The following is a 14714-nucleotide window of genomic DNA, read 5'->3' on the forward strand; positions in this document are numbered from 1 at the left end:
CGTGACTCCCCGAACGGAGCACGAGCTCCGAAACCGAGACGCTCACTCGAACACGCCTGACACATTCATACGCAGTCAATGCACAGCAGTTACAAACCCCACAGGTCAGGCGCTCGCGCGGGCCTATCCAGGGGGATCTGGGGGCCGTCCCGTTCCGCGTCGCGGAGCCATCCGCGCAGGACCCCGTGGACCGCTTCCGCGCCGACCAGGCCGGCCGGTGGCTCGGCCAGCTCCCGCGGCCACATCAGGAACGGGTGCCCCTGCTCCCCGCCCAGGCCGCCGTGGGAGCCGATCTGCTCCTCGAAGGCGTGCACCGCGCCGGTGACCGGGTCGTACGTCGAGTTCACCATGACGTCGGGCACGTGCGGGAAGGCGTCGGTCCGCCGGACGGCCTCGGCCGCGCCGGGGCCGAAGGCGGCCAGCAGTTCCTCCGCCTCGCCGGGGACGTCCAGCCTGGCCTCGGCTCCGCCGGGGCCCAGCAGGACCCCGTCCACCAGCAGGAAGCCGACCCCCGGATGGTTCGCCAGGGTGGACAGCAGGGCCGGGTGGGCCCGCTCGACGAGCCGGCGCGTGGCACGGCCCGCGACGTCGGGGAAGGAGATCAGCCCGAGGTTCCCGGAGGCGAGCACCACCGGGTCGGAGCCCGGCTCGGGGAGGGTCTCCTCGCCCGTCTCCACCGGCCGGTGCAGGGCGGTCCGGACGGCGGCGCGGGCCTCGGCCCCGCTGCGGGTGCGGCCGGCCCGGCGGGAGACGGGCAGCCCGCAGCCGGCCCGGACGAGGTCCTTGAGCGTGAGCCCGTAGCGGCCCAGGAAGGTCTCCCCCGGGCTCTGTCCGTGGTCGGAGAGGAGCACGATCCGGTACTCGCGCGGCGCGTGCTCGGCGACCCGGGCGATCAGCGCGATGCTCCGGTCCAGGCGCTCCAGGACCCGGTCGGCGTCCCGGCCGTGGGGGCCCGAGTGGTGGGCGACCTCGTCGTAGGCGACCAGGTCGGCGTAGACCGCGGCGCGGCCGGCCAGCATGTCGCCGATCACCGCCGCCACGACCACGTCCCGTTCGACCACGGTCGCGAAGGCCCGGATCAGCGGGTACAGCCCGCCGCGCGACACCCTCGGGGTCTCCCGGCGCAGCCGGGCCCGTGCCGACTGGCCGATCTCCCGGACCACTTCGGCGACGAAGGACACGGCGGTGCGGACGGCGTTGGCCGGATCGGAGAAGTACGCGAAGTAGCCCGCGCGGGAGCGGTTCGCCCGGCCGCGCCGGGCCGACACGGACAGGACGAGCGCCAACTGGTCGGCGCCGCCGCTGAACAGGTTGCCCCGGCTCGCCCCGTCGCGCGTGAGGAGTCCGGCGTCGCCGGTGCGGGCGATCGCGCGCCGCTGGAGTTCGGCGGCGCTGGTGGGCCGGTTGCAGACGACCACCTCGCCGGTGTCCTTCTCGTACCAGCGGAAGGCGGGCACGTCGAAGTTGGAGCCGTGCAGGATGCCGAGCTGGCTGGCGCCCGTCTGGCTCGACCAGTCCGTACGCCAGGGGGCGAGGCGGTGGCCGCCCTCCAGCCACCCCGCGACCGTGGGCATCAACCCGCTGTCCGCCGCACGGCGCAGCGCCTCGTACCCGAGGCCGTCGAGCTGGAGGAAGAGCAACCCGGGACCGGCCCCGTCGGCCCCGTCGGCTCCGGACCCGCCGGGCCCGCGGAGCCGGCGGTGGCGCCGGTCGGCGAGCCGGTAGAGCCGCCTGCGGTACGCGTCGTCGTCGCGCATCGCGAGTGTGGTGGAGGTGGCCGAGGCGACCGCGGACATCACCGCGGCCACCACCACCGCGGTGTCGGGTTCCACCTGGCCGCGCCCGGACGGGATCAGGCGCAGCGCCATGAGGAGCAGCGAGCCGTTGAGGGAGAAGACGAGCAGTCCGAGGACCAGCGCGGGCAGGATCAGCAGGGCCCGGACGAGCAGGGGCCAGACGAGGGCGCTCAGCAGGCCGAAGGCGCCCGCTCCCCAGGCGGCGGTCAGGGCGATCTGCGTGATGCTGTCGCCGTCGCCGGACTGGAGCCTGAAGTCCGGCAGGACGCCCGCCAGGGCGAGCATGGTCAGGGTGGACACCGCCCATACGAGGACGACTCGCACCAGGGCGCCGCCCGCGGCCCGCCATCGTCCTCGCATCACGCCGCAACCTCCCGCGAGCCCCGTCCCGCCTCCAGGCTCGCACAGGCGGGCTCACCCGGCCGGGCGACAGGGAGTACGGGGTGGGCGGGTGCGGTCAGGTGCCGTCGTAGCCCGCCGTCGGCATGGACAGCCGGCGGTGCACCTCGGCCTTCATCGCGGAGGTGTACCGCGGTTCGTCGTGCCCGGCGGTCTCCAGCCGTACGCCGCGCCGCTCGCACTCGGCGCTGAACTCCTCCACGGAGCGCAGTGCGCGGGCCAGCACCCGGTGGTTGGCGGCGACGAACAGGTCGACCTGACCGGCGTCGACGTCGGACCAGAGCCCGCAGTGGTCGGCGCGCAGCCCGTAGACGAGCAGTTGCCTCGTCACGACGTAGCCGCGGGCCGCGGCCCAGCGGGCGCACATGGCCTGCTGGCTGCGGGTGTCCACGGCGAAGGGGTCGGCGTCCAGGTCTTCGAGCGGGGCCAGGCTGGCGATTGCGGCCACGCGCAGCTCATCCATGTCGCCCGACCCTACTCCGATCCGCCGCCGGGGAGGAGGGGGCGGAGAGCTCCGGTTCCGGGCGGATCGCGAGGAGACTGCCTAGGCTTGTGGGACGGGCGAGGGAGGGAGGCCGGGTGCCTGTGGAGATCACCTGGTGGGGGCATGCCACGTGCACGGTCGAGGACTCCGGGGTCCGGGTCCTGACGGATCCGCTGTTCGCGCGCCGCCTGGCCCATCTTCGGCGCCGTGCCGGGGCGGTGCCCCCGCCGGAGGCGGCGGTGGCCGACGTGGTGCTCGTCTCGCACCTGCACTCCGACCACCTGCACCTGCCCTCGCTGGCCCGGCTCGGGCCCGGGACCCGGCTGGTCGTGCCGCGCGGGGCGCGGCGGGCGGTGCCGGGGCTGGCGCGGACGGCCGGGCGGCGCGGGCTGCGGGTGACGGAGGTGGCCCCGGGCGAGGTGGTCGACGTACGGGACGGGGTGCGGGTGCGGGCCGTGAGCGCGCGGCACGACGGGCGGCGGCTGCCGTTCGGGCCGCACCGCGCGCAGGCCCTCGGGTACGTGGTCCAGGGCGCGGCCCGGACGTACTTCGCCGGGGACACCGGGCTGTTCGACACGATGGCCGAGGAGGTCGGGCCGGTGGACGTGGCCCTGCTGCCGGTGGGCGGCTGGGGCCCGTACCTGGGTCCGGGCCACCTGGACGCGGGGCGGGCGGCGCGGGCGCTGGCGGAGCTGGCCCCGGCGGCGGCGGTGCCGGTGCACTACGGGACGTACTGGCCGATCGGGATGGACGCGGTGCGGCCGCACGAGTTCCACGCCCCGGGCGGGGAGTTCGTGCGCCTGGCGGGGCGGCTCGCGCCGAAGGTGGGGGTGCGGCTGCCCGGCCACGGGGAACGGGTGCGGTTGCCGTGACCTGGGGGGAGTTGGCGGCGGCGGCCGGGCAGATGCCGCAGGAGAGCACCCAGCGGGCGGTGGGGTACCCGGCTTTGTTCGTGCTGGTGGCACTGGGCGCGCTGGTGCCGGTGATCCCGACCGGGGCCCTGGTGAGTTCGGCGGCGGTGGTGGCGTTCCATCAGGAGTCGCTGCCCTACGGGGTCTTGCTCGTGATCGGGGTGGCGGCGGTGGCCGCCTTCACCGGGGACGTCGCGCTGTACTGGCTCGGGTATCGCGGGGTGCGTTCCCGGGGCGGTTCGCGGTGGTTGGAGCGGCTGCGCGGGCGGGCCGCCCCGGAGCGGCTGGACCAGGCGCAGAGGCGGCTGGACGAGCACGGGGTGCTGGTCCTGGTGCTGTCCCGGCTGGTCCCGGCGGGCCGTATCCCGGTGATGTTGGCCTGTCTGCTGGCCGAGCTCCCGCTGCGCCGCTTCGCCCGCGGCGACGCTCCGGCGTGCCTCGCCTGGGCGGCCACGTACGGGCTGATCGGCATCCTGGGCGGCTCCCTGTTCGCCGAGCCGTGGAAGGGCGTGGCCCTGGCGGTCGCCCTGGCGCTGCTGATCAGTACGGGTCCGGCGGCGTGGCGGCGGGCGCGTGGCGGGCCGGCCCGGTGAGGTCCTCCGGGCCGGTGAGGTCCTCGGGGCCGGTGGCGTCCTCGGGGCCGAGGGTGCGGGAGGCCCCGATCGGGAGGTCCCAGAGGTGCTCGCGGGGCAGGCCGGCGCGGGCCCAGGCGGTTCGGACGCGGTGCACGGGCTCCATGACCGGTTCGGCGGACAGGACGAAGGTGCCCCAGTGCATGGGGGCCATCCGGCGGGCTCCGAGGTCGACGCAGGCCCGTACGGCCTCCTCCGGGTCGGCGTGCACGTCACTGAGCCACCAGCGCGGGGCGTAGGCCCCGATCGGGAGCATGGCGAGGTCGATGCCGGGGTGGCGGCGGCCGATCTCCTCGAACCAGTGCCCGTAGCCGGTGTCGCCCGCGAAGTAGACCTTCCGGGGGGCGGGACCGTCGGTCCCGGTGAGGATCCAGCCGCCCCACAGGGAACGGCAGGTGTCGATCAGGGAGCGCTTCGACCAGTGGTGGGCCGGGACGAACTCGAAGCGTACGCCGCCCAGTTCGGCCGACTCCCACCAGTCGAGCTCGGTGACCCTGGTGAAGCCGCGGCGGCGGAACCAGCGGGCGAGGCCGGCCGGGACGAAGAAGGCGGTGTGCCGGGGCAGCCGCTTGATCGTGGGGGCGTCGAGGTGGTCGTAGTGGTTGTGGCTGATCACCACGGCGTCGACCGGGGGCAGGTCCTCCCAGCGCACGCCCACGGGGGTCATCCGGGACGGGGTACCGAGGATGCGGCGTGACCAGACGGGGTCGGTCAGCACGGTCAGCCCGCCGGTCCGCAGCACCCAGCTGGCGTGCCCGGCCCAGGTGGCGCAGACCGCGCCGGGTTCCACGGCGGGCAGCGGGGCCGGTTCGAACGGGAGGTCGGGGATGCCGCGCAGCCCGTCCGGGCCGGGCCGGAAGGCGCCCTCCCGGGCGAGCCGGGCGAAGGCGCGCATGCCGGGGAGCGGGGTGGTCAGCCGGTCGGCGAACGAGGCGGGCCACCGCCGGTGCTCCCCGAGCGGACGCGGCCGCGCGGAGCCGCCGTGGGGCGGGGTGGGCGGGGTGGGCGGAGCCTCGGGCAGGTCGGGCGGAGCCGCGGGCACGGCCGGCGGAGCCGCGGGCACGGCGGGGGCTTCCGTGCGGTCCCTCATCGAGAAGTCTCCGTTCACCGGGTCGCGTCGGTCGGTCGGTGGGCGCAGAGCGGGTCAGGCCAGCCCCGCCAGGACCGATCCGAGGAGGTCCAGGGAGCGGCGTACGTACGGCAGCGCGAGCGGGTCGCGGGCGGTGAGGGCGGCCAACCTTTCCTCGGGGGTGGCCCCGAGCAGCGGCCCGGTCGACAACCGCACGCGCAGCGCGCCGAGTTCGTCCGCGAACCGCTGTCCCCCCGGTGTGGGCGCGCCCAGCCGGGCGCCGAGCCAGTCCTCCAGTTCCATCGCGTCGCCGACCCCGTGGCGGGCCAGTCCGGCGCGCAGCGGCGAGAGGTCGGCGTACAGGTGCCGTCCCGCCTCCGGCGGCCGGGCCAGCGCGCCCGCCTCCAGCAGCGTGCGGTGCGCGGCGGCGGCCACCGCGCCGTGCAGGGCGGCCGCCTTGTAGGCCCGCCCGGCGACGGCGTCGGGTTCGTCGAGGGCGTGCGCGGCCGCCCCGGCGACGGGGCCCGCGACGAGCGCGCCGGTGGCGGTGAGCACGTCGAGGGTGCGGGCGCGGAGCCAGGTGCCGCGCCCGGTGTCGGGGAAGCGGAGCACGGCCGCGGGCCAGCCGGCGGGCAGCAGCGCCCCGGACAGGTCGAGGAGGACGGCCGCCTGTTCGGGGAGCATCTCGGCGGGGCTGAGCACCAGCGTGTCGTACGGCCGGTGCACGGTGTCGCGCCAGCTCTCGTCGCTGACGACGAACAGCCCGGCGGCCTCGGCGGCCTCGCAGGCCTCGCGCAGCATCTCGGGCGGCGGAACGGTGGCGGTCGGGTCGTCGGCGACCGAGAGCAGCAGCACGCGGGGGTCTCCGCCCTCCGCGCGCACCCGTCGTACGGTCTCCAGCAGCGCGTACGGGTCGGGTACGCCGCCGCACTCGGCCGGGGTCGGCACGTGGTAGGCCCGCCGTCCCAGCAGTCGGACCTGCGGGGTCCACCAGGCGGGACAGGGCCTCGGCAGCATCACGTCGCCGCCGAAGGCGCCGAGCAGGGCGAGGAGCAGGGCGGGCGCGCCGGGCCCGGCGGCCACGTTCTCCGGGGCGGTGGCGAGTCCGCGGCGCCCCCAGTGCCGGCAGGCGGCCTCGCGCAGGGACTGGCCGCCGCCGGGGGCCTCGGGGGCCGAGCGGCCGGCGGCCGAGGCGAGTACGGCGAGGAGTTCGGGCAGTACGGGGAGGCCCGGCTGGGGCGCGGGCGGGCCGTACCGGACCGGGCCACGGCCCTCCGCCGCCGTGCGCTGCATCCCCGCCACCGTTTCCCGCCTTCCGCGCCGGCACCGCCCGTCTCACCCGACGTTGCCCTTTATACGATTATTTAAGCGAATATGCCTGTTATGGCGCGTCTCCGGTGCGGGCCCGACGCCGTCTCAGCCCTTCCGGCCGAGCAGCGCGAGCAGCCTGGTCTGCGCGTCCGCCCCGGCCGGGACCTCCAGGGGCTCCGCGTACATGCCGCTGGCCGCGAGGCTGTCCGCGTACGGCATGACCTCCTTGATGGAGAACTCGACGAGGTCGTCCGGCAGCCGGTCGTCGGCGCCGATGCCCCGGGCGAGGTCCCAGGTGTGCACGACGCAGTCGGCGGTCAGTTCGGAGCAGTACGCCATGGCCCGGGTGGGCCCGTACGAGAGGTTCACGGTCCGTTCCAGCGCTCCCGGCGCGGCGAAGGCCGCGTGCGCTGCGGCGGAGGCCGTCTCCCAGGCCGCGAGGGGGTCCTCGCCGAGCACGTCCCCGGAGAAGGCGTCGCCGAGCTCCCCGACGGTACGCCCCTCGGAGACCAGCGGCGGGATCCAGAGCTGCTCCCCCACGACGTGGTTGACGAGCGCCCGCACGTCCCAGTCGGCGCACGGCGTCGGCGCGCCCCACTGGCCGTCCTCGATCGCGCGCAGCCGTTCGCCGAAGAGCCGGAGCGCCTGGGCGTGGACCCCGAGCAGCGTCTCGGGCATACCCCTCACCGCCTTCCTCCGGGGTGTCCGCGGTTCCCGCGCATACCGCGGTTCCCGCCATGCGGCCCACTCTCCTCGCACCCGGATCCCCCTGCCACCGGCCGGACCGATCCCCTTGCGGGACATGACTCGTGTCCATATGTCAAAACACGGATCTCAAATGACGACATGATCCTTTACGGTGGGAGCACAGCAGGGAGAACAGCAGCGCTTCGAGACGAGGAGTACGCGATGAGCGCCCACGAGACCGCCGTCTACACCCACGGCCACCACGAGTCGGTCCTGCGCTCGCACCGCTGGCGGACCGCGGAGAACTCGGCGGCGTACCTGATCGGCGAGCTGCGGCCGGGCATGTCCGTACTGGACGTGGGCTGCGGACCGGGCACGATCACCGCCGACCTGGCGGAGCTGGTCGCACCGGGCGGGAGCGTGACGGCGGTCGACGCGGCCGAGGACGTCGTCGAGCAGGCCCGCGCGTACGCGCGGGAGCGCGGCGTGGAGGGCGTGCGGTTCGGCACGGCGGACGTGCACGCGCTGGACTTCCCGGACGACTCGTTCGACGTGGTCCACGCCCACCAGGTGCTGCAGCACGTGGGCGATCCGGTGCGGGCGCTGCGCGAGATGCGGCGGGTGTGCCGGCCGGGCGGGATCGTGGCGGCGCGGGACGCCGACTACGCGGCGATGACCTGGTACCCGCAGGCGCCGGGCCTGGACGCGTGGCAGAGCCTGTACCAGCGGGTGGCCCGGGCCAACGGCGGCGAACCGGACGCGGGGCGCAGGCTGCGGGCGTGGGCGCGGGCGGCGGGCTTCACGGAGGTGACCTCCGGCGCGACGAACTGGGTCTACGCGACTCCGGAGGAAGCGGCCTGGTGGTCCTCCCTGTGGGCGGACCGCACGACGGCCTCGTCGTACGCGGCGATCGCCACCGGGGGCGGCCACGCCACGGCCGCCGAGCTGACCGGGATCGCCGACGCCTGGCGCGCCTGGGGTGCGGACCCCGACGCGTGGTTCATGGTCCCGAACGGCGAGATCCTGTGCCGGGCCTGACCCCGCCCGGGCGGACACGGTGCGGGAGATGCCGATCGATTGATATAGCGTGCCCACGTCAAGAACCGCGAGCACGCCACTGGGGGACTCCCACATGACCTACCCGCCGCAGCAGGGCCCCGGCCCGTACCCCGGCCAGCCCGGCCCGTACGGGCAGCAGCCGCCGCAGGGCTACCCGCCCCAGCCCGGTCAGGGATTCCCCCAGCAGCACGGTCAGCCTCCGTACGGCGGCGCGCCGCAGCAGCAGTGGGGCGCTCCGCCGGCGCCGCCGGCCCGGAGCGGTGGCATGGGCATCCTGAAGAAGCTGAAGATCGTCGGCATCGTGATCGCCGTCATCGTCGTCGCGGTCGGCTACTTCCTGAGCCAGGACGACGCCGACCACGCGAAGGCCGGGGACTGCCTCAAGAACAACGGGACCGTGATCAGCCCCGACCTGCAGGTGGTGAAGTGCGGTGACGCCAATGCCACGTTCAAGGTGGTCGAGGTGATCCCCGACACGCTGGACAGCAGCAAGTGCGAGGGCAAGTCGGACAGCGGCTACTACGAGCAGACCAGCGGTTCCCGGCGCAGGTCGGGCAAGCAGTTCGTGCTCTGCATCAACCAGATCAAGAAGTAGCGCATCCCGCGCCTCAACCGCCGCGGCCGCTCACCCGGCCCGCCGGGGCGGATCCAGCCCCGCCGGCGTTTGAGGCGCGGGGGTTCGGGGGCGGAGCCCCCGACAACGGCGCCGCACCCTCCTCCGACCCCGGCCCCCGGCGGGCTACGGCCGCATGCGGAAGTCGTAGCGGGGCGGGAGCGCGCAGTCGGTGATCGTCGACCAGACCTCCGACAGGGTCTCCTCGCCCTCCCTCAGGTCCGCGACCGCGAACCCGTCCTCGAAGACCCGCCGCGCTGCCGCGACATGCCCCTCCGCCGCCAGGAGCCGCGCGGCGAGCAGCCGGAAGCGGCCCCGTTCGCGCAGGGCCGGCCGGAGCCGGTCCCAGACCGACCGGGCTCCCGCGAGCCGGCCCGCCGCGAGCAGCGCCGCCATCGCCTCCCGCCCCAGCGCGGATTCCGCGGCCGTCCACGCCTCGCCGCCCCGGCTCTCCGCCACCAGGTCCTCGAAGGCCGCCGCGTACCCGTCGGCGGCCCGGTCCGTCGCCCCGGTCAGGGCGTCGGCCGCCGCCAGGCACCGCAGCAGCGGCCACCTCGACGGCGCCAGCGCCAGCCCGCGCTCCCAACTCCGTACCGCCTGCGCGACATCGCCCGCGTGCCACTGCGCCACGCCCAGGTGGTACTCGGTCAGCGGATCCGCCGGGGCCGTCTCCAGCATGTCCCGCCAGTGCGTGCCCACCAGGCTCGGCCCCGGCGGCGCCACCCGCCTCGGGGTGGGGAAGACGCCCGTGCGCCACAGCTCCGCCCACGGGGCCTGCGCCTCGCCGAGCCCCGCTTCCTCGAAGGGGGTGCCCGGCAGCTTGAAGCCCCCGCACATCACCTCCAGCGCGCCCCAGCCCGAGCCTGCCGCCAGCCGCTCCCCCGGCTCGGTGTCCGCGCACTCCCTCCACGCCTTGTACGCCGCCTCCACCCGTTCGCCCGGCAGCGCCCGGGACAGCGCCCGCTCGGCCACGCCCCGCGCCGCCGCCCAGTCCGCCCCGTGCACGACGGCGGGCTCCGCGGACAGCGGTCCGTACGCCTCCAGCCAGCTGAACTCCGCCCCGCCCTCCAGCCGTACGTGTTCCAGCTGGGTCCGGGCCAGCCCCGCCTGGATCTCCGCGTACCCGCCGGTGCCCGGCTCGGTCAGCCACTCCTGCCAGCGCCGACCGCCGGCGCCCGCGCCCCACACGAACAGCTTGCGCCCGCGCAGCCGGCCGGTGGAGGTCTGCACCAGCCCGTGCCCGTCCGCGTCGAGCGAGGCGATCCAGGGCCGGGCCCCTTCCTCGACCTCGTAGAAGAAGTCGGCCGGGTACTCGCTGCGCAGCGGGTACGTGCGGTCCGCGTCCTCCCACCGCGGTACGGGGATCCGCCGCAGCGCGCGCTCGTAGCCGAAGTGCCAGGCCTCGTCCGCGGGGGCGAGGACCCGGGTGCCCTCGTCCTCGGGGACGGCGATGTTGGACCACCAGTACACGGGCGCGGGCCGCTCGTGCGGGTTGCGCACGCGGACGCCCACGTACAGGAACTCCGATTCCCCGGGCAGCCACAGGTCCACCTGGAACGGCAGGTCGCGCAGCCGCTCCCATTCCCACAGCCTGACCATCACGCCGCCGTCCGGGGCGGGTACGAGCGCGGCGTGCAGCGGTTCGCAGGACAGGGTGGTGTGGCCGGTGGCCCCGATGTTCCACTCGATGCCGCCGGAGAACCAGGCGCCGTTGAGGGCGAAGTTCGCGGGCTGGAACACCGGGTTGCGGTAGAGCAGTTCACGCCCGGTCGGCAGGTGGACCATGGAGTGGATCCGGCCGCCGAGCCCCGGGAGCACGGTCACCCGCAGGTGTTCGTTCTCGATGACGACCGACTCGAACTCCGTCTCGGTCCGGTCGCGTCCGTATCCGTCCCGGATCCGGACGGGGAGCAATGAGCGCAGCGGCTCGTACCCGAGTTGGCGCGCCATGTCGCGGGGCATTCCGGCGCGCGAGCCCTCCGCCTGCGCGTGCACCTCGTCGGCGGTGCGCAGCGGGGGCAGGGGGTCGTCCGGGCCCAACGGGGCGGCGGGGAGGGTCAGTACGGCACGTCGGACGGTGGTGGCCATGAGGAAATGGAACACGCCACGGCGGCCGGTGCACAGGGGTTCTGCGGATCACCACCGGTCAGGATTACGCAAAGGCCTCGGCGGTGATGGCCCAGCGCTCGTGGTCCCGCCAGGCGCCGTCCACGTACAGGAAGTCCGGGGAGAGCCCCTCCAACCGGAAGCCCGCGCCCCGGACCAGGGCGATCGAGGCGGCGTTGCCGGGCTGGACGTTGGCCTCCAGGCGGTGCAGCCCGAGGCCGCCCGCGGTGTTCGTGGTCTCCGGTGCGAAGGCGTGTGCGAGGACCAGGCCGAGGGCCTCGCGCATCAGCCCGCGTCCGGCGGCGTGCGCGAACGCCCCGTAGCCGAGGGCCCCGCACAGGAAGGCCCCGCGGACGATGTTGTTGACGTTGACGAAGCCGGCGATGGCCCCCGTCTCCCGCTCGCACACGAGGAACCCGGCGCGGCTCCCGCCCTCGGTCAGCCGGGCCGCGTAGGGCTCGTACTCCTCGATCGTGTCGGGCGGGAACAGCCACGGGCGGTGGAGCTCGCGACTCTCGTGCGCCCGCGCGGTGAACTCGGGCCCGTCGGCCGTCCGGAAGGGCCGCAGGCCCACGTGGGCGCCTTCGCGGAGGTAGTGGGAAAAGGTCACGACCCAAGGCTACGTGTATGACACCATCACCCGCGTGACCACGGATGATCTCGACACGCGGCTCCGCCCGGCGGTGCTGAACAACGCCCTCTTCTGCGACGCGGTCTGCCGGGCGCACGGCCTGCCCACGGACTTCGGCGACGAGTCCGTCTGGCTCAGCACGAGCCGGACGCCTCCGCTGTACCCGGACGGCGTGACCCTGGTCCCGGGGACGCCGGAGCAGAACCTGCTGCGGCGGATGGACACCGACGGCCCCGGCTGCTCGGTGAAGGACAGCTTCGCCGATCTGGACCTGGAGGGGGACGGCTTCGAGGTCCTCTTCGACGCCCAGTGGATCCACCGCCCGGCGGGTGCTCCCGCGGCGGCCGGCGCGTCCTCCGGAGACCTGGAGTGGAGCGAGGTCGCGGGCGAGGCCGAGCTCTCGGCCTGGGAGGCCGCCTGGGACGGCGAGGAGAGCACGGGGCTGTTCCGCCCGGTCCTGCTCGGCGAGGAGATCGCCTTCCTGGCGGGCCGCCGCGACGGCCGCGTCGTCGCCGGGGCCGTCGTGAACCTGGCCGCGGGGGTCGTCGGCGTGTCCAACCTGTTCGCCCACGACGAGGCCGACACCGACGCCGCCTGGACGGGCGCCCTCGCCGCGGCCGCCGCCCGCTGGCCGGGGCACGACGTGGTCGGCTACGAGTCCGGGGACGACCTCGCCACCGCCGTCCGGCACGGCTTCACCCCGATCGGCCCGCTGCGGGTCTGGCTGCGCACGAGCGAGTAGACCCGCTACCTGCGCCGCCGGGAGAAGTAGAGCCCGCACAGGAAGCCCAGCACGACGGCGATCAGCAGGGCGACGTACAGGGGCAGCGTCACCTGCGGGATCCACAGCCGGATCTTCGTCGGCCTGGTGTTCTCGAAGACGAACACCAGGGTGACCACCACGAGCGCCGCGTACAGGGCAATGCGGGTGCGGTTGCGGGAGAGCCGCCCGCGGTGGCCGGAGCCGTGCCCGGAGGTGTGGGTCATGGCCCCATGATCCGCCCGTGGCGGCCCCCGGGCTCAGTCGTGCAGGGCCAGACGGGGGACGTCCGCACGGTCGATTCCGAACACCTGCGCGTACAGGGACAGTTCCGCCTCCAGTGCCCGGACCATCGTCTCCGCCCGGCGGAAGCCGTGCCCCTCCCCCTCGAAGGCCACGTAGGCGTGCGGCACCGACCGGCCGCGCAGGGCGGCGAGCAGGCGTTCGGCCTGGCTGGGCGGGCAGACCGGGTCGTCGAGTCCCTGGAGCAGTACGAACGGGGCGGTGATCCGGTCGGCGCGGGCCACCGGCGAGCGTTCGCGGCACAGCACGGGAAGCGTCTGCGGGGGACCCGCGAGGCCGTCGATGTAGCGGGACTCCAGGTCGTGGGTCTCCTCGGCGAAGCCGAGCAGGTCCAGCACCGGGTAGATGATCGCGGCGCAGGCGTACAGGTCGGTGGCGGCCAGCGAGGCCGCCGCGGTCCAGCCACCCGCGCTGCCGCCGCGGATCGCGAGTCGCGCGGGGTCCGCGGTGCCCTCGGCGGCCAGCCCCCGGGCCACCGCCGCGCAGTCCTCCACGTCGACGACGCCCCACTGCCCGCGCAGCCGCTCCCGATAGGCGCGGCCGTAGCCGGTGGAGCCGCCGTAGTTGACCTCGACGACACCGATGCCCCGCGAGGTGAAGTACGCGATGTGCAGGTCGAGTACGGGCGGCACGTGGTCGGTGGGCCCGCCGTGCGCCCACACCACGTACGGGGGCAGTTCGTCGGCGGGAGCCCGGCAGGCGGGGTGGTGCGGCGGGTAGACGTGCGCGGGGATCTCCCGGTTGTCGGGGCCGGGGAAGGTGCGGCTCTGCGGCTCCGGGTAGTAGGCCGGGTCCACCGGGTCCTCGGCCCGCGCCCCCACCACCCGGGCGTGCCCCGTGGCGGTGTCCAGTTCCACGACCTCGTACGCGCTGCGCGGGCTGGCGGCGACCCCGTAGACCCGGGTGCCGCTCACGGCGAGCGCCGGCTGCCAGGCCGTCCACGGTCCGGAGGCGTCCACGAGGTCGCCGCTGTCCGGGTCGAGGATGCCGAGCACGGAGGAGCCCTGCCCGTGCAGGACGGCGACGAGCCCGTCCTCCAGCGGGGCGAGCCAGCGCAGTCCGGGCTTCCACAGCGCGCCGCCGAACTCCTCTTCGCGGGGGCACAGGTTGACCGCCTCGCCGGTGCGCGGGTCGACCCGGTACGGGTTCCACCAGCCGCCGCGGTCGCTCACCGCGAGGAGGCTTCCGCCGGCCGTCCAGTCGACCTGCGCGACGGCCTCCTGCGGGCCGCCGAGCACGGTCCGGGCCCCGGTCAGCCGGCCGTCGGCGGTGATCGTGGCCAGCTTGAGCTCGGTTCCGTCCCACGGCATTCGGGGGTGGTCCCACACCAGCCAGGCCGCCTGCCGGCCGTCGGGGGAGATCCGGGGCCCGGTGGCGAAGCGGTGCCGGTCGTCCGTCAACTCCCGTACGGCGGCACGGTCCTCGGCCGCCGACCCGTCGAGCGGTACGGCGGCCGGGACGCGGCGCACGTCGGTGGGGGCGGGCCCGGTGAACTCCTCCAGCACGCACCAGACTTCCCCGCCGCGCAGCACCGGGTCGGCCCAGCGCAGCCCGCCGCCCACGTGCGAGACGGGGGTGAGCGGGCGGGCCCGGGGGCCGCCGGGCGCGTCCGGCTCGTAGGCGTACAGCCGCTGGTCGGCGAAGTGGACGAAGACCAACAGGGGCCCGCCCGAATCCCGTTCGACTCCGGCCCAGGGCAGTCCGCCGTACTCGGTGAACCTGCTGCGCACGTTCCAGGGGGCGGGCAGCTCGGTGGTCTCGGGGCGCCCGTCGACGGTGCGGCGGCGCACGAGGGTCCGGCGGCCGGCCTCTCGCGGTCGGGGCTCGGTCCACCACACCTCGGGGCCGACCGTGCCGACGTACTCGGGCCGCCCGTCGAGCGAGGCGGCGAGGGCGGCGTCGATGGGTGAGGGCCAGCTGCCGTAGGGAAGGGTCGGCACGGCCATCACCGGG

14 protein-coding genes are annotated in these 14714 nt (G+C 75.2%); 5 read left to right on the top strand and 9 right to left on the bottom strand.

Annotated features, from left to right (window positions below; genetic code table 11):
- Nucleotides 1-89: 89 nt before the first annotated feature.
- Nucleotides 90-2156 carry a phage holin family protein gene (locus tag ACFYYJ_RS11055; protein ID WP_385363750.1) on the bottom strand — a complete coding sequence of 689 codons (2067 nt, stop codon included), beginning with the start codon at nucleotides 2154-2156 and terminating at the stop codon, nucleotides 90-92.
- 97 nt (nucleotides 2157-2253) lie between these two features.
- Complete coding sequence (locus ACFYYJ_RS11060) at nucleotides 2254-2658, bottom strand: hypothetical protein (RefSeq protein ID WP_385128998.1); 405 nt, start codon at nucleotides 2656-2658, stop codon at nucleotides 2254-2256.
- 116 nt (nucleotides 2659-2774) lie between these two features.
- Between ACFYYJ_RS11060 and ACFYYJ_RS11065 the strand changes: the two genes are divergently transcribed.
- A complete protein-coding gene (locus ACFYYJ_RS11065) occupies nucleotides 2775-3551 on the top strand; it encodes an MBL fold metallo-hydrolase (protein WP_385128999.1) in 777 nt (258 codons plus the stop codon).
- Between the two features lie 32 nt (nucleotides 3552-3583).
- Nucleotides 3584-4183: a DedA family protein gene (locus tag ACFYYJ_RS11070; protein ID WP_389131353.1), complete on the top strand. Its 600-nt coding sequence runs from the start codon at nucleotides 3584-3586 to the stop codon at nucleotides 4181-4183.
- Here the strand turns inward: ACFYYJ_RS11070 and ACFYYJ_RS11075 are convergent.
- The 3 genes from ACFYYJ_RS11075 to ACFYYJ_RS11085 all read right to left on the bottom strand — a co-directional run bounded on the left by ACFYYJ_RS11075 (nucleotide 4131) and on the right by ACFYYJ_RS11085 (nucleotide 7280).
- A complete protein-coding gene (locus ACFYYJ_RS11075) occupies nucleotides 4131-5312 on the bottom strand; it encodes an MBL fold metallo-hydrolase (RefSeq protein ID WP_389130992.1) in 1182 nt (393 codons plus the stop codon). The two genes, ACFYYJ_RS11070 and ACFYYJ_RS11075, sit on opposite strands and share 53 nt — an antisense overlap.
- A gap of 54 nt (nucleotides 5313-5366) precedes the next feature.
- The gene (locus ACFYYJ_RS11080) at nucleotides 5367-6584 is read right to left on the bottom strand and encodes an aminotransferase class I/II-fold pyridoxal phosphate-dependent enzyme (RefSeq protein WP_385129003.1); all 1218 of its coding nucleotides are present in this window, start codon (nucleotides 6582-6584) and stop codon (nucleotides 5367-5369) included.
- Nucleotides 6585-6707: 123 nt separating this feature from the next.
- Entirely contained in the window at nucleotides 6708-7280 is a 573-nt protein-coding gene (locus ACFYYJ_RS11085; RefSeq protein WP_389130995.1) for a TIGR03086 family metal-binding protein, read from the bottom strand.
- 231 nt (nucleotides 7281-7511) lie between these two features.
- On the opposite strand from ACFYYJ_RS11085, the gene ACFYYJ_RS11090 reads away from it, so the two are divergent.
- Both ACFYYJ_RS11090 and ACFYYJ_RS11095 read left to right on the top strand, forming a co-directional pair.
- Nucleotides 7512-8327 (top strand): class I SAM-dependent methyltransferase, encoded by an 816-nt coding sequence (locus ACFYYJ_RS11090; RefSeq protein WP_385129005.1) that lies wholly within the window; start codon nucleotides 7512-7514, stop codon nucleotides 8325-8327.
- 94 nt (nucleotides 8328-8421) lie between these two features.
- Nucleotides 8422-8943, top strand: coding sequence for a hypothetical protein (locus tag ACFYYJ_RS11095; protein ID WP_385363735.1), 522 nt, complete (start codon nucleotides 8422-8424; stop codon nucleotides 8941-8943).
- 144 nt (nucleotides 8944-9087) lie between these two features.
- Here ACFYYJ_RS11095 and ACFYYJ_RS11100 read toward each other — a convergent pair whose 3' ends face one another.
- Together ACFYYJ_RS11100 and ACFYYJ_RS11105 are read right to left on the bottom strand one after the other, a co-directional pair.
- Complete coding sequence (locus ACFYYJ_RS11100) at nucleotides 9088-11049, bottom strand: DUF5107 domain-containing protein (protein WP_385365974.1); 1962 nt, start codon at nucleotides 11047-11049, stop codon at nucleotides 9088-9090.
- Between the two features lie 64 nt (nucleotides 11050-11113).
- Nucleotides 11114-11677 (bottom strand): GNAT family N-acetyltransferase, encoded by a 564-nt coding sequence (locus ACFYYJ_RS11105; RefSeq protein WP_385365976.1) that lies wholly within the window; start codon nucleotides 11675-11677, stop codon nucleotides 11114-11116.
- Between the two features lie 34 nt (nucleotides 11678-11711).
- On the opposite strand from ACFYYJ_RS11105, the gene ACFYYJ_RS11110 reads away from it, so the two are divergent.
- Nucleotides 11712-12440, top strand: coding sequence for a hypothetical protein (locus tag ACFYYJ_RS11110; RefSeq protein ID WP_385365977.1), 729 nt, complete (start codon nucleotides 11712-11714; stop codon nucleotides 12438-12440).
- Nucleotides 12441-12445: 5 nt separating this feature from the next.
- On the opposite strand, the gene ACFYYJ_RS11115 is transcribed toward ACFYYJ_RS11110, so the two are convergent.
- Together ACFYYJ_RS11115 and ACFYYJ_RS11120 are read right to left on the bottom strand one after the other, a co-directional pair.
- Nucleotides 12446-12685, bottom strand: a complete 240-nt coding sequence (locus tag ACFYYJ_RS11115; protein ID WP_384591559.1) for a LapA family protein — start codon at nucleotides 12683-12685, stop codon at nucleotides 12446-12448.
- 33 nt (nucleotides 12686-12718) lie between these two features.
- Entirely contained in the window at nucleotides 12719-14701 is a 1983-nt protein-coding gene (locus ACFYYJ_RS11120; RefSeq protein WP_385365978.1) for a prolyl oligopeptidase family serine peptidase, read from the bottom strand.
- Nucleotides 14702-14714 lie beyond the last annotated feature (13 nt).

Origin of the sequence: Streptomyces sp. NPDC002467, from assembly GCF_042889825.1 — a bacterium.
Classification (GTDB): Bacteria; Actinomycetota; Actinomycetes; order Streptomycetales; family Streptomycetaceae; genus Streptomyces.

Bases quoted from the DNA above. Each gene is read 5' to 3' on its own strand.
- ACFYYJ_RS11115 (WP_384591559.1), bottom strand. From the start codon at position 12,685: ATGACCCACACCTCCGGGCACGGCTCCGGCCACCGCGGGCGGCTCTCC.
- ACFYYJ_RS11060 (WP_385128998.1), bottom strand. From the start codon at position 2,658: ATGGATGAGCTGCGCGTGGCCGCAATCGCCAGCCTGGCCCCGCTCGAA.
- ACFYYJ_RS11055 (WP_385363750.1), bottom strand. From the start codon at position 2,156: ATGCGAGGACGATGGCGGGCCGCGGGCGGCGCCCTGGTGCGAGTCGTC.
- ACFYYJ_RS11075 (WP_389130992.1), bottom strand. From the start codon at position 5,312: ATGAGGGACCGCACGGAAGCCCCCGCCGTGCCCGCGGCTCCGCCGGCC.
- ACFYYJ_RS11100 (WP_385365974.1), bottom strand. From the start codon at position 11,049: ATGGCCACCACCGTCCGACGTGCCGTACTGACCCTCCCCGCCGCCCCG.
- ACFYYJ_RS11070 (WP_389131353.1), top strand. From the start codon at position 3,584: ATGCCGCAGGAGAGCACCCAGCGGGCGGTGGGGTACCCGGCTTTGTTC.
- ACFYYJ_RS11085 (WP_389130995.1), bottom strand. From the start codon at position 7,280: ATGCCCGAGACGCTGCTCGGGGTCCACGCCCAGGCGCTCCGGCTCTTC.
- ACFYYJ_RS11090 (WP_385129005.1), top strand. From the start codon at position 7,512: ATGAGCGCCCACGAGACCGCCGTCTACACCCACGGCCACCACGAGTCG.
- ACFYYJ_RS11080 (WP_385129003.1), bottom strand. From the start codon at position 6,584: ATGCAGCGCACGGCGGCGGAGGGCCGTGGCCCGGTCCGGTACGGCCCG.
- ACFYYJ_RS11095 (WP_385363735.1), top strand. From the start codon at position 8,422: ATGACCTACCCGCCGCAGCAGGGCCCCGGCCCGTACCCCGGCCAGCCC.